We start from the raw sequence: 13,052 nt of genomic DNA on the forward strand, positions 1-13,052 counted from the left end.
TGCGATGACACTGTCTTTGCCGGAGCGGCATTCGCTATACTGTCACACGCCACTATCCCCGCCTTTCGCAATATCCTGCCATGAAAATCTCCTGCCTGCTGGCCACCGCGGCCGTTTTGTTCCCGACCCTTCTGACAGCCGGCGATGCCGATTGGCCGCAATGGCGTGGGCCCAATCGGGACGGCCACGCCGCCCCCCAATCACTGCTTTCAGAGTGGCCCAGTGAAGGGCCCCAGCTGAAGTGGAGCGCGATGGATCTGGGCACCGGCTACAGCGCAGTGTCCGTCGTCGGCGACCAGGTTTTCACCATGGGATCGGTCGATGGCCAAGCGATCGTGTTTTGCCTTTCACTGAGCGACGGATCCCAAATCTGGCAAACCAGCATCGGCCGTGCCGGCGGCGACAACGACTACAACACGGGCTGGGGGAACGGTCAACGTTGCACGCCGACCGTCGACGGAGACCAGGTGTTTGCCCTGTCGGACATTGGCACGGTGGCCGCCTTGGACCGAGAAACGGGCGAGGTCCAGTGGAAGACGGAGCTGGTTGCCGACCATGGCGGCGAGATCCCGACCTGGGGCTACAGTGAATCTCCGCTGGTCGACCAGGACCGCATCATTGTCACGCCGGGCAACGCCAATTTTATGATCGGACTGGACCGCAAAACGGGGTCCAAAGTTTGGGGCTCCAAAGGCGTCAATGCACCAGCTCAGTACGTGTCGGTCGTCAAAGGGGCCGTCGGGTCGACCGCGTACTACGCCACCGCCAGCAAACCGGGGCTGTTTGCATTTGACGCCGCCAGCGGAGACAAGCTGTTCGCAGATGAAATGACCGGAAACAAGGTCGCGGTGATCCCGACACCGGTCATCGAAGGCAACTTCCTCTATCACACCAGCGATTACGGCGCGGGCAACACGCTGCTGGAGTTGACCGGTAGCTCCGGTGCAATCGTGGCCGAGTCGATTTACGCGTTGAATACCAAAACGATGGGAAACCACCACGGCGGCGTCGTTCTGGTGAACGGAGTCATATACGGATTCACAAAGCAAAGCGGTGGCAATTGGATGGCGCAGGACTTCAAGTCGGGAGAGACGTTGTGGATGGAGCGTAGCCGGCCCAATCGAAGCGGGTCCATCTGCTACGCCGACGGAAGGCTGTACTGCTACAGCGACAAAGACGGCACCGTCACGCTGGTCACACCGGACCGCAGCGGGTGGGTCACCAACGGCACGCTGACGCTGCCAAGCCAAACCGAAATCCCAAGAAAAAGCGGAGCCATTTGGACCCATCCGGTCGTCGCCAACGGCACGCTGATCGTCCGTGACCAGGACCTGATGTTCGCCTACGACATCGCCAAATGAACGGGGCGTGGGTGGCGGACGAGTGGTGCATCCATCAATGAACGGCGGTTGGCATTGGACGAGCTCCAGTCGCAAAGCGACGGAAGCATCACCGTGTCAGCGAGCAGCGAGGTCCATCCTCCCCTCGCCGGCGTTCGGACCCTCCTTGGACGTCGTGCAACTTTCCGAGCCAGGAGAAGACGTGCGTTTCTGAAATTCACCCTCCCTCCGGGAGGGTCAAAGGCGAGGCACGAGCCTTTGGGGAGGGTGTCCTAGAGAACGAGTTGAAATCAAGGACGCCGGGCGTGCCCTCCCCGCGTCGTCGCAAGCTCCTCCGCGACCCTCCCGGAGGGAGGGTGAAGCAAACTTGCACGTCCGTTTTGCATGTTGAGCGTCGCTAACGTGCCCCGTTCCGACTAACGCTGGTAGATGGGCAGGTAGCCATAGTCCAGCTGCAACATGATCAGGTTGCACGCGGTGACATACACCGGATGAATCTGGCCGTCCCAGGAACCGTCGGGCCGTTGCTGGCTGACGATCCGATCGTAAAGTTTGGCTCGGAAAGGCAACCACAGTTCATCGCCTTGGCGGTACACGACCTGGCTGTAGTACAGGTAGGTGTAGTGCCAATGGCCGAAGGCCCGGGCGCCATCGCTGATGCTGTGCAATTGCTCCTTGGTGTAAGCCCACATTTCCGGAACGTGTTCGCTGTCGTAGTCGCCAGCGTTGTAAAGCGCCGCCAAGGCCGCCGCGGTGATCGCCGGCCGGCTGTTGCCGCGTTGGCGACTGCTGTAGCTGATCCCGCCGTCTTTGTTTTTGCATTCGTAGATGTACTGCTTGGCTCGCTCGATGACATCGCTGCTGACGGGGATTCCCGCGTTCCGACAGCCACGCAATCCCTGGACCTGTGTGATCGTCGTCGAACCTTCATCGAAATCATTTCCTTCGGCTGCCGAGACGTATCCCCAGCCGCCGGCGGCGGTCTGCGCGTTGCCGCTGAATTCGACAGCCCGCGATAGCACGTCGACCAGTTCGCGGCGACGATCCAGCAGCCCCTCCTCGCCCAAGACTTGGGAAAGGAACAACATCGCGAACCCGTGCCCGTAGGTGTACCGCTGGTCGGTCTGCGGATCACCGATCAGCCCGTTATCGCGACTCTTGCTGATCAGGTAGTCGGCGGTCCGCGCGATCTGCTTGGCGAACGGTCCCTGCGTGGTCGTCGACCCGCTGCTGATCATTGCGGTCCCGGACAGCGCGGCCATCGCGGTGGGATACACCTGCGTGTTCCAATGGCCCCGCGAGGACTGGGTCTTGCTAAGCCAGGACAAAGCTTTTTGGGTCGCCGTTTCCCAGGACGCCTTGCTGCTAGCGGCCGCCGCATGGGAACGTCCACCGACACCCGCCACGGCTCCCAGGGCCGAACCGCCCAGTGCCGCCGCGGAGCAAAGCCAGTCGCGACGATTCGATTTTTGAAACATGTTTTTCTCGGTCGGGGGACGACGCCGGCCAGCACCAAACCGACTTTCGGCATACGGCGACGGCAGCCGCCAGACGAAGGCCCCGATACGGTGCTAGCGATTTTCAGACGCAAGCGGGGTCCGGATCGGCGCGTCCAGAGGCAGTGAACCGTGTTCCAGTGTACCGCGATTCGGCCGGCCCCCAAAACTGGAATCTCGCGGAATCGAAGCGTGCAGGCCCGTTTTTCGCTGACAACTCGGGCAAAAGAACGTACTCCGCTGGGCCTGAACGATGCGGCGAATGACGCCCGAATCACACCTCCGACACTTTTGATTTGCGCGGTCGTAGACGCGGTGGTAGTTCTGGTAACCACCCTGTTGGTTCAATGCGTTGCGATAGGTCCCGTCGGAAAGCGTGCTGCCCTCATGCTCAATCGCCTCGCCCAACACCTGGCCGGTCGCCCACCAGATCCGCTGCCACTGCGGCCCCGTCAATCGATCGCACCGGGTGCGTGGATCCACGCCAGCGACAAACAGAATCTCCGCGGCGTACAGGTTGCCGATGCCCGCAACGACCGACTGATCAAGCAACGCGACTTTGATCGGCCGTCGGCTCAAACGCAGGCGATCCCGCAATTGCCCCGTACTGATGCGCATCGCATCTTCACCCAAGCGGCCGCGGACTTGTTGTTCCAATTGCGATGGCTTCAACAACCGAACCGTTCCCAACCCACGCCGATCCCAGAACAACAGCTCACGGTGGGGCCCTCCGGCCAGCCGAAGCCGCAGTCGCAAGTGTTCCGGCCCTGGCGGGTCGGACAACAGCACCAGCCCGGTCATTCGGGGTTCGATCACCAGTGTTTGCCCGTCCTGAAGCTCGATCAGAACACGTTTTCCCAACCGCCCAACCGCCCGAACCTGCTGCCCGCGGACGCACGCATCGAACTGAGCAATTCCGGGTTGCAACAGGATCGGCCGCTTCTCGCACGGGGGCTGCTCGGCGGCCAGGATCCGGTGCCCAACGATCGGCTCGACGCCGCGGCGCATGGTTTCGACTTCGGGAAGTTCGGGCATGAAATCTCCGGCGAAAGGGGGGGCACGCATCAGGTTTTCAGACAGAGCCTGGCTGGACGGCGTCACTTTGGGTAAGCCGCGTCGCGCCAGCCGCGGGTTTTCTCGCCTCAACCGGCAGCGAGCGTTTTGCCGCTCATTGCACTGCAAATCTCGGTGTTTTTAATTGAAAGTGTCGATGTCCAGCTAGCAGAACACCCGGCCTTCGATCGGATAGCGGTCATCGGTTGCAACCGCTCCATGATCCGCCCGCGCGAATCCCTGCCAACCGCCGACGGCGGCCAACACCGCATCCAGGGCGTCTCCGCCCGGATCATTCATCAGCACACGTCGGCGATGTTCCGAAATGTCCACCAGGGGTCGCAGCCCGCTCAAAATCTTCCGACGCTGGCTGCGATGAATCGGTTCCGGCGGTCTGCCGCCGGACTGCTTGTAACGTTGATGGGGCAAGCCCCACCGTTTCAAAGTGGACGCGGGGCAGGCTTCGACCATCACGGCGAGGGTCGAATCGGGATCCAGCCGACCGTATTGAAACGGCAACACGCAAACGTGTGGATGATCCGCCAGGGGTAACAGGACGTCCCGCATGCCGTGGAAGGTTTGATAAATGATTCGATAGTGGTAGCAGTCAAAGGGGGTTTGGGTCTCCCGATCCGTTCGACGCCGCACGTGCAGAGCACCGACCCGCTGCTGCGTTCGCCGGACCAACGCCCGACCGAGCTCTTTCGCCGTGCCGTCGAACTGGTTTAGGTACGCCAATTGCTGTTTCCATCGCCCCAACCCCAACTCGATCGGCAGGCCGAACGGAAAATCGCAGCTCCAGAAGGTTTGCTCCTGGCTGGAAATGCGGTCGACCAGATAAGCGAGAACCTGGTCGCGATCGTCGCTGCCGGCGAGCTTGCCCAGCCGATTCAGTGAGTCCAGGCGGAACTTCGGTGTGGTGTGGCCGGGTTTCAAGCGACGCGTGCAGGATAACTCGGCGCACCATGCCGTTTTTCCCGCCTGGGCCGCTCCGCTGAAGTCAACGCCGACCACCGTCTTGAACGGTGGGAATCGCGTTTCGAACCGATTCGGTGCGTTGACCAATGACAAAAACCCAGTGAGAATCGGCAAGCATTCTTGATCCTGTCGCCGTCGACGCCCGATCCACCGAGGCGGTCACGGCAACGCATTTTGGCAATTTCCGCGATGAGTATGGCGTCCTCCTCCGCCCCGGCAACCGCATCCGTCCCCGACCAACGAGGCCGTTTTGGCGATTTCGGTGGTCGTTTCGTCCCGGAAACGCTGACCCGAGCGTTGGATCAACTGACCGAAGAATACGAACGGGCCAAGAAGGATCCCGAGTTTCAGCGGGAACTGGACGGCCTGTTGAAGACCTTTGTGGGACGCCCCAGCCCGTTTTATCATGCCAAGCGACTGAGCGACGCGTGCGGAGGTGCACAGATCTGGCTGAAACGCGAGGATCTCAACCACACCGGCGCACACAAGATCAACAACACGCTCGGACAGGCCCTGCTGACCCTGCGGATGGGCAAGAATCGCGTGATTGCCGAAACCGGAGCAGGCCAGCACGGGGTAGCCAGCGCGACCGCGTGCGCCCATTTCGGGTTACCGTGCACGGTCTACATGGGTGCCGAAGATATCCGGCGGCAAAAACCCAACGTGTTCAGCATGCGGTTGATGGGCGCTACCATCAGCCCGGTCGAATCGGGCTCGCGGACGTTGCGGGACGCCGTCAACGAAGCGATGCGTGACTGGATGGCGTCGGTGGAGAACACGCACTACATCATCGGCAGCGTCATCGGACCGCACCCGTTTCCGATGATGGTCCGCGATTTCCAATCCGTGATCGGACGCGAAACCCGCGACCAATCGCTGGAGTTGCTGGGTAAATTGCCAGAGTGCGTCGTCGCCTGCGTTGGCGGAGGCAGCAACGCAGCCGGCATGTTCTATCCCTTCATCGAAGACGATTCGGTTCGATTGGTCGGTGTCGAGGCCGGCGGCCGCGGTAGCCAGCCCGGCGACCACGCGGCCCCGATGACCTTCGGCTCCCCCGGCGTGCTGCACGGCAGTTACAGCTACGTGATGCAGGACGAAGACGGTCAAACGTGCGACGTGCACAGCATGAGCGCCGGGTTGGATTATCCCGGTGTCGGTCCGGAACACAGTTACTGGAAGGACACCGGACGGGTCGATTACGTGCAATGCGGCGACCAGGATGCCCTCACTGCCTTTGACAAACTGGCCCGCAGCGAAGGCATCATCGCCGCCCTGGAGACCAGCCACGCTCTGGCCAAAGCCATGACGTTGGCCGCGGAAATGCCCGCCGATCAGAATCTGGTGGTCTGTCTGTCGGGACGCGGAGACAAAGACGCGATGGAAATCGCCCGCTTGCGTGGCGAAGATTACTAAGGCATCCTCAACGACGCCATCCGTTTTCGACTCCATCCCAACCGACTATCCGATGATCAAACTCACCTGGCTTTCGCACGCGAGTTGGCTGATCGAAACCAATTCTCACCGCATCCTGTTGGATCCGTTTTTCGCGGACAATCCGAAGGCGACCGTCAGCGCCGAAGACTTCAGCGACGTGTCCCACGTCCTGGTTTCCCATGGCCACGCCGATCACATGGCCGACGCGGCCGGGGTGATCAAGGCATCCGGCGCAGCGTTGGTGACCAACTTTGAAATCGCCCAGTGGTTTCAACAGCAACATGGCGTCAGTGACGCTACCGGCATGAACTTGGGCGGACAAGTCGAGCTGCCCTTTGGCAAGGTCCGGATGGTTCCCGCCCTGCACAGCAGCAGCCTGCCCGACGGGACCTACGCCGGCACCGCCGCCGGATTTCTGCTGACACTCGGCGGGCGACGCGTCTATTTTGCCTGTGACACCGCCTACTTCAGCGACATGAAGTGGTACGCGGCGGGGGTGGATATTGCGGTCGTCCCAATCGGAGACCTGTTCACCATGGGCGTGCACGACAGCGTCGAGGCGATCAAGGTGATTCAGCCCAAACATGTGCTGCCGGCTCATTACGACACCTGGCCACCGATCGAACAGGACGCGACCGCGTGGGCCGACAAGGTGACCTCCGAAACGGACGCCAAACCGGTCGTCCTGGCGGTCGGAGAATCGTTCCAGCTGTAGCGGAGCGCCGAACGGCAGATGTCACGCCGGAAATTCAGGAATCGGCATCAGGCAGGATCGGCCGGCGGGGCTTCGCGGACGAACACCTCATCGCCCTCGACCTTGACTTCAAAACAATCGACCTTCACCCGAGGATTGTCCTCCCAGGTTCCGTCGGCGATGCAGAACCGCCACGCGTGCCAGGGACAGGTCACCGACGTTCCCTCGACGTACCCCTCGGCCAGCGAGGCCCCCATATGGGGACAGAGGTCGTCGATCGCGTGCCAACTCCCGTCTTCCTGCCGAAACACGGCGACCATGCGGCCGTCGACCGGGACCGCCTTGCCGCGTCCGATTTCAAACTCATCTACCTTTCCGACCGACTCAAAATCGCTCACGACTGACCAAGCCTTCTCTTTTTCGCGGTTTGCCTTGCTTTGAACGTTTGTTTGCCGCCACACTTTAGGCTTTGGCCCCAACGACCACCACACCCGAGAAACTTCGTTTCAGCATGATCAACCACCAGCGACGAAAACGGCTCGAATCGCGCGTCTGGCCTCACGTGCAAACGCCCGCCCAATACGTCGGTGGCGAACGCAACATCGTGGTCAAGGATCATCGAACGGTGCGTGGCAAGCTGTGCATCGGATTCCCGGACGCCTACACGATCGGAATGAGCCACCACGGGCTGCAGGTGCTGTATTCCTTGATGAATCGACGCGACGACTGGTGCGCCGAACGCGTCTTCACTCCCTGGCCGGACATGGAACAGTTGCTGCGTCAGCATCAGATCCCGCTGTACAGCCTGGAAACCTTCACCGCGCTCTCGGAATTCGATGTCATCGGCCTGAGTCTTCAATACGAAATCAGTTCGCCGAATGTTTTGACAATGATCGATCTGGGCGGAATCCCATTGGAATCCAAAGACCGCACCCTGGCTGACCCGTTGCTGGTCGCCGGCGGCCCCTGTTGTCAGAACCCCGAACCGATGGCGGATTACTTCGATGTGATGATCACCGGCGACGGGGAACCGGCCCTGCCCGAGGTTTGCGACCGGTGGTTGGAGATCAAGGAAAGTTATCGCCAGGAAGACGGAACCTTTGCCAGCGGGCAGATCGGGCGGCAACAGCGTGAGGATGCATTGGCCAAGATCGCCCGGTCGCTTCCGTACGCCTACGTGCCGCGTTTCTATTCGCCCGACTACGAAGACGGCCGGATCCGATCACTGCAACCCACCCGCGACGACGTACCGCTGACGATTGCACCCAGCGTGATCAGCGACCTGGATGGGATCCCGTTGCCGACCGAACCGATCGTTCCCTACATCGACTGCGTTCACGACCGCATCGCGTTGGAGATCATGCGCGGGTGCCCGCACCTGTGCCGCTTCTGCCAAAGCACCGTGATCAAACGCCCGTTACGCATCCGCGAAGTGGAGACGATCGTCGATGCCGCCTGGCAGAGCTATTTGAACACCGGACAGAACGAAATCAGCATCCTGTCGCTTTCCAGCAGCGACTACCCGCACTTCGAAACCCTGGTCAAACGGTTGCACGAGGTCTTTAAACCGCTGGGTGTCAACATCAGCGTGCCCAGCTTGCGGGTCAACGACCAGCTTCGATCGCTGCCGCAACTGATCGGCACCGAACGTCGCAGTTCGCTAACATTGGCTCCGGAAGTGGCGCGTGACGACATGCGGGAACAGATCCGCAAGAAGATCAAGAACAGCGATCTGATCGAAGGCTGCCGCAACGCGTTTCAGAATGGTTTCGAAAGCGTCAAGCTGTACTTCATGTGCGGGCTGCCCGGCGAGCGTGCGGTGGACCTGGACGGGATCGTCGACCTGGCCGAGACGATTGCAACGGTCGGAAAGGAAGTCAAAGGACGCTACGCACGGGTGACCGCCAGCGTCTCCAACTTTGTCCCCAAGGCGCACACGCCCTACCAGTGGAACGGGATGCAGCGACGGGAATACTTCCAGTGGGCGCACAAGTACATGTGGAGTCGTCGCAAGATCCGCAGCGTGAACATCAAGTGCCACGACATCGAAACCAGCCTGCTGGAAGGGGTGCTCAGCCGCGGTGACCGCCGCACCGGCCACGCGATTCGCCTGGCCTGGGAACGGGGCGCTCGGATGGACGGCTGGACCGAACACTTGGATCCCCAGCGGTGGTGGACGGCCATCGAAGACGCGGGCATCGACATCGATCAACAGGTCCACCAAAAGTACGATCTGATGGACAAGCTGCCTTGGGACCACGTCAATGTGAAGTTCGGACGCGGCTATCTGGAAAAAGAGCAGGGCAGGGCGACCGTCCAGTTGGCAGCCATGGCCGGAGCCAGCTGAGCCCCATCACTCGTCAATTGCCGCGTGCTGTCGCCCCTGCGGGGCGGGAGCGAAATGGGGATAGCCCACCGGGGACTGGCGTCCCCGGCAGGGAGCGGTCAAGTCCTCGGCTTTGAATAGTGGGCCGATTCCACGCTCTGGCGAGCGTGGCTACGTCAAAGGAACGCTGACCCGTTGGTGCGGTGCGGTATGCGCTGCTGTCTTCGCAGCGTCCGGATCACTCGGTCGCATGCCAGGGTTCGACGTGCAGGTGCACGTCCCGCACGCGCGGCATCTTGGTCAACAAACGATCCTTGACTTCGTGGCCGATCCGATGCCCCTGGTCGACCGTCAGAGTCCCGTCGACCTGCACGTGGATCTCGATGAAGAACTCCAAACCACTCTTGCGGACCCGCAGCTTTTCAATTTCACGGACCTGATCCACTTCGGACGCGTAGCGGCGGACCTGGTTGACGGTCTCCGCATCGGCCTGCTGGTCCATCAATTCCCGGGCCGTCGTGCGAAAGATCTTGAAGCCGGTGTAGATCAGTAACACGCAAACACACAGCGCGGCGATCGGATCGACGTAAACCGCGAACCAGCCCAACTGCGGGGCGGCGAACAGGCTGACCGCGATCGCCCCCGAGGCGAATGCATCGCTGCGGTGGTCCCAGGCCGTTGCCTGCAGAGCCGACGAATCCAGCCGGCGTGCGACGCGTGCGGTGTACTGGTACGCGACTTCTTTCACCACGCAACAGATGGCCGCGACGACTCCGGCAAAGACGGTCGGAGTTCGCAGGGGCCCGGAAAGTCGGCTCAGCGTTTCGATCGCCAACAGACCGGCACCAAAGACCACCATCAAGGACACGCAGATTCCGGCGATCGATTCGGCCTTCGTATGCCCGTACGGATGGTCGTCGTCCTCGTCACGCTCCGCGACGTGCAACGACATCCGTACCGCCAACGAACTGGTCACGTCGCCGATCGAATTGACGGCATCGGCAATTAGCGCCGCACTGTGCAGCAGGAACCCGCCGACCAGCTTGGCCAGCATCAGCACGACATTGACGCCCAACCCCCACAAAGCGGCGCGTTTGGCGTCGACGTACACGCGATCGCGAATAGCAATCGATGCTTCGTCACGGGGAGGGCTGACCGACACGCCGGATGAATCGTTCTGGGGAGGGCAGGGGGGAACCGGAGAAGCTGAGGACATTTTGCCACCTCAGCCGACACGCCGCTATCGGTGACGTAGGGTTTCGGAACATTTGCGCCCGAACCCCGTCCGGGCCGGCGCAATCGACACAGGGCTCGCGACCGGACACGAGTCCCATAGACGACGCGGTTTACGAGAATTCAGCGAACGCATGTCCAACACCACGGGCCAACGACCAGCCACGCCATCGCATCACGTTGAATCGCTCGACTCGGGATGGCAGGGCCGTTCCATGTTGTGGTTTGCCGCCACGACGCTACTGAGCGCCTTTCTGGTCTTTCAGGTCCAGCCGATCATCAGCAAGTGCGTGCTGCCTTGGTTTGGCGGCACCCCGGCGGTTTGGACGACCTGCATGCTGTTCTTCCAGCTCCTGCTATTTGGCGGCTACCTGTACGCGCATTTGCTGAGAACCTTCTGTCACCCGGCGGTCCAAGCACTCATCCACATCAGCCTGCTGGCCGCCGCGGCACTCAGTCTGCCCATTGAGCCTTCCGACGTTTGGAAACCCAGCGGCTCGGAATCCCCGGCCGTGTACCTGCTGTGGATGTTGGCCAGCCACGTCGGTCTGCCGTACTTCGTCCTTTCCAGCACCGGACCGTTGATTCAAGCCTGGCTGAGTTTTCAAGACACCAGCCAACGCGTCTACCGCCTGTACGCGCTGTCCAACGCCGGATCGCTGTTCGCCTTGCTCAGCTATCCCTTCCTTTTCGAACCGGTGTTGTCGGTTTCGATGCAGTCCACACTCTGGTCGCTGATGTTCTGCGGATTCGTGCTGGTCGAAGGCTTCGTTGCGGTCAGCCTGCTGCGAATGAAAACGGACGTTCCGTCGGAAGCCGACAACGCTTCTGTCGGCGGCGGGAAATCCGACGCCAAGGACACGCCCGGCGGCGATGCATCTCAAGCCCCGACGCCGGCCGTCTGGATCCAGCTTGCTTGGATCGCATTGCCCGCGCTCGCGTCGGTGATGTTGCTGGTCGTGACCAACCATGTTTGCCAGGACGTGGCGGTGGTGCCGTTTCTGTGGGTCCTGCCGTTGAGCCTGTATCTGGCCAGCTTCATCGTGTGTTTCAATTCGCCACAGTGGTATCACCCCAAGTTGATCGCGGCGGTCACGCTGATCGCGTTGGCGCTGATCCAAGGGAAATCCTTGTTGCCGGGCAACATTCAGCTCATCGCCGAAGCCAGTTGTTACATGGTGATGTTGTTCGGGGCCTGCCTGATGTGCCACGGCGAAGTCGCGCGATTGAAACCCGGCACACACGCGTTGACTCAATACTACGCGATGCTCTCCGCCGGCGGAGCACTCGGCGGCGTGATCGTGGCGGTCCTGTGCCCGATGTTTTTGAACAACTTTGCCGAACTTCCGATCTTCGTTTCACTGGTCACCGCTTGCACGTTCCTCCTGTTCTTTTCCTGCAAGACGTGGGGCCAAACCGAATACGATTGGGCGGCAGCCGGCCGCTTAAAATACGGGGCGCTGGCCCTGTTGGCCGCGCCATTGATCGCGACGGGCCTGGCATCGAAACAGGAAACCATCGCCTCCCAACGCAACTTCTTCGGCGTGTTGAAAGTCGATCGTCGGGAAGGCGGCATCTGCCTGGTCCACGGATCGACGCTGCACGGGATGCAACGCTTCGCGCCCCACCAGTTGGAACCGACCACGTACTACGGATACGACAGCGGCGTCGGCAAAGTCATCTCACAACTGCAACAGCAACGGGAATCGCTTCGGGTCGGCGTCGTGGGCCTGGGGTGCGGCGTGCTGGCGACCTACGGACGTCCCGAAGACCGATTCGACCTGATCGAAATCAATCCCGCCGTGATCGACATCGCGAAATCCTACTTCAGCTTCATGCGAGACTGCCCGTCGGAGATCCAGACGCACCTGGGCGACGGCCGACTGGTCTTGGAACGCATGCACGAGAAAAAATTCGACCTGCTGGTTCTGGACGCCTTTAGCAGCGACGCCATCCCGGCGCACTTGCTGACCCGCGAATCGATGGCGTTGTACACCGAGCGACTGGCCGACAACGGTGTGCTGGCCATCCACGTCTCCAACAACCACCTGGAATTGGCTCCGTTGGTGCACAACCTCAGCCGCGACGCGGGTCTGGACAGCTTGAAGGTCACCAGCGTCGGCAATGAAAGCATTGGCACCTCCAACGCGTCCTGGATGATCATCGCCCCGCCGGGACATGCGATCTTCGAGACCCCGTCCCTGGCATCGGGAATGCGTGCAACGCCGCAACAATTGAGCGACGCGCCGCTCTGGACGGACCAGCATCACAATCTGGTCAGCGTGCTCCGGCTGTGGTGAGCCGTTTGGGATCCGCATGGCCCGCCGGACGGGAAACCGGTGCGGCCGAGCCCGCGAATCATGACCGGCAATTCGGCTTGCTGTTGTTTTCCCGGCTTTGCTAGGCTGAACTCGAACGGCCCGGGATGCGCGCCGGAAAGTTGTGGAAAGAACTGGACTGCCAACTTCGATCAAGCCGAAACCCTTAATGTTTCCGCT

Annotated in this window: 10 protein-coding genes; 5 read left to right on the plus strand and 5 right to left on the minus strand. The window is 61.3% G+C overall.

Features of this window, described 5'->3' with window-relative positions:
* Window positions 1-80: 80 nt before the first annotated feature.
* Entirely contained in the window at window positions 81-1,361 is a 1,281-nt protein-coding gene (locus FYK55_RS08505; protein ID WP_150075984.1) for an outer membrane protein assembly factor BamB family protein, read from the plus strand.
* Between the two features lie 395 nt (window positions 1,362-1,756).
* Here FYK55_RS08505 and FYK55_RS08510 read toward each other — a convergent pair whose 3' ends face one another.
* The 3 genes from FYK55_RS08510 to FYK55_RS08520 all read right to left on the minus strand — a co-directional run bounded on the left by FYK55_RS08510 (window position 1,757) and on the right by FYK55_RS08520 (window position 4,981).
* On the minus strand, window positions 1,757-2,818 hold the full coding sequence (locus FYK55_RS08510) for a prenyltransferase/squalene oxidase repeat-containing protein (RefSeq protein WP_150075985.1): 1,062 nt from the start codon (window positions 2,816-2,818) through the stop codon (window positions 1,757-1,759).
* A 93-nt stretch (window positions 2,819-2,911) separates the two neighbouring features.
* Window positions 2,912-3,871: a bifunctional DNA-formamidopyrimidine glycosylase/DNA-(apurinic or apyrimidinic site) lyase gene (mutM, locus tag FYK55_RS08515; protein ID WP_150075986.1), complete on the minus strand. Its 960-nt coding sequence runs from the start codon at window positions 3,869-3,871 to the stop codon at window positions 2,912-2,914.
* A gap of 183 nt (window positions 3,872-4,054) precedes the next feature.
* Window positions 4,055-4,981, minus strand: a complete 927-nt coding sequence (locus FYK55_RS08520; RefSeq protein ID WP_235908525.1) for a DUF429 domain-containing protein — start codon at window positions 4,979-4,981, stop codon at window positions 4,055-4,057.
* Between the two features lie 75 nt (window positions 4,982-5,056).
* Here FYK55_RS08520 and trpB point away from each other — a divergent pair, with 75 nt between their 5' ends.
* Window positions 5,057-6,280 carry a tryptophan synthase subunit beta gene (trpB, locus tag FYK55_RS08525; protein WP_150075987.1) on the plus strand — a complete coding sequence of 408 codons (1,224 nt, stop codon included), beginning with the start codon at window positions 5,057-5,059 and terminating at the stop codon, window positions 6,278-6,280.
* 52 nt (window positions 6,281-6,332) lie between these two features.
* On the plus strand, window positions 6,333-7,016 hold the full coding sequence (locus FYK55_RS08530) for a metal-dependent hydrolase (RefSeq protein ID WP_150075988.1): 684 nt from the start codon (window positions 6,333-6,335) through the stop codon (window positions 7,014-7,016).
* A gap of 47 nt (window positions 7,017-7,063) precedes the next feature.
* Here FYK55_RS08530 and nirD read toward each other — a convergent pair whose 3' ends face one another.
* Complete coding sequence (gene nirD / locus FYK55_RS08535; RefSeq protein ID WP_150075989.1) at window positions 7,064-7,393, minus strand: nitrite reductase small subunit NirD; 330 nt, start codon at window positions 7,391-7,393, stop codon at window positions 7,064-7,066.
* Between the two features lie 113 nt (window positions 7,394-7,506).
* Between nirD and FYK55_RS08540 the strand changes: the two genes are divergently transcribed.
* Window positions 7,507-9,342: a TIGR03960 family B12-binding radical SAM protein gene (locus FYK55_RS08540; RefSeq protein WP_150075990.1), complete on the plus strand. Its 1,836-nt coding sequence runs from the start codon at window positions 7,507-7,509 to the stop codon at window positions 9,340-9,342.
* Window positions 9,343-9,559: 217 nt separating this feature from the next.
* On the opposite strand, the gene FYK55_RS08545 is transcribed toward FYK55_RS08540, so the two are convergent.
* Complete coding sequence (locus FYK55_RS08545; protein WP_161604379.1) at window positions 9,560-10,483, minus strand: cation diffusion facilitator family transporter; 924 nt, start codon at window positions 10,481-10,483, stop codon at window positions 9,560-9,562.
* A 205-nt stretch (window positions 10,484-10,688) separates the two neighbouring features.
* On the opposite strand from FYK55_RS08545, the gene FYK55_RS08550 reads away from it, so the two are divergent.
* Entirely contained in the window at window positions 10,689-12,854 is a 2,166-nt protein-coding gene (locus FYK55_RS08550) for a spermidine synthase (RefSeq protein ID WP_150075992.1), read from the plus strand.
* Window positions 12,855-13,052 lie beyond the last annotated feature (198 nt).

It is taken from the genome of Roseiconus nitratireducens (assembly GCF_008629675.1).
GTDB lineage: Bacteria > Planctomycetota > Planctomycetia > Pirellulales > Pirellulaceae > Stieleria > Stieleria nitratireducens.

Bases quoted from the DNA above. Each gene is read 5' to 3' on its own strand.
- FYK55_RS08505 (WP_150075984.1), top strand. From the start codon at position 81: ATGAAAATCTCCTGCCTGCTGGCCACCGCGGCCGTTTTGTTCCCGACC.
- FYK55_RS08510 (WP_150075985.1), bottom strand. From the start codon at position 2,818: ATGTTTCAAAAATCGAATCGTCGCGACTGGCTTTGCTCCGCGGCGGCA.
- mutM (WP_150075986.1), bottom strand. From the start codon at position 3,871: ATGCCCGAACTTCCCGAAGTCGAAACCATGCGCCGCGGCGTCGAGCCG.
- trpB (WP_150075987.1), top strand. From the start codon at position 5,057: ATGAGTATGGCGTCCTCCTCCGCCCCGGCAACCGCATCCGTCCCCGAC.
- FYK55_RS08530 (WP_150075988.1), top strand. From the start codon at position 6,333: ATGATCAAACTCACCTGGCTTTCGCACGCGAGTTGGCTGATCGAAACC.
- FYK55_RS08540 (WP_150075990.1), top strand. From the start codon at position 7,507: ATGATCAACCACCAGCGACGAAAACGGCTCGAATCGCGCGTCTGGCCT.
- FYK55_RS08550 (WP_150075992.1), top strand. From the start codon at position 10,689: ATGTCCAACACCACGGGCCAACGACCAGCCACGCCATCGCATCACGTT.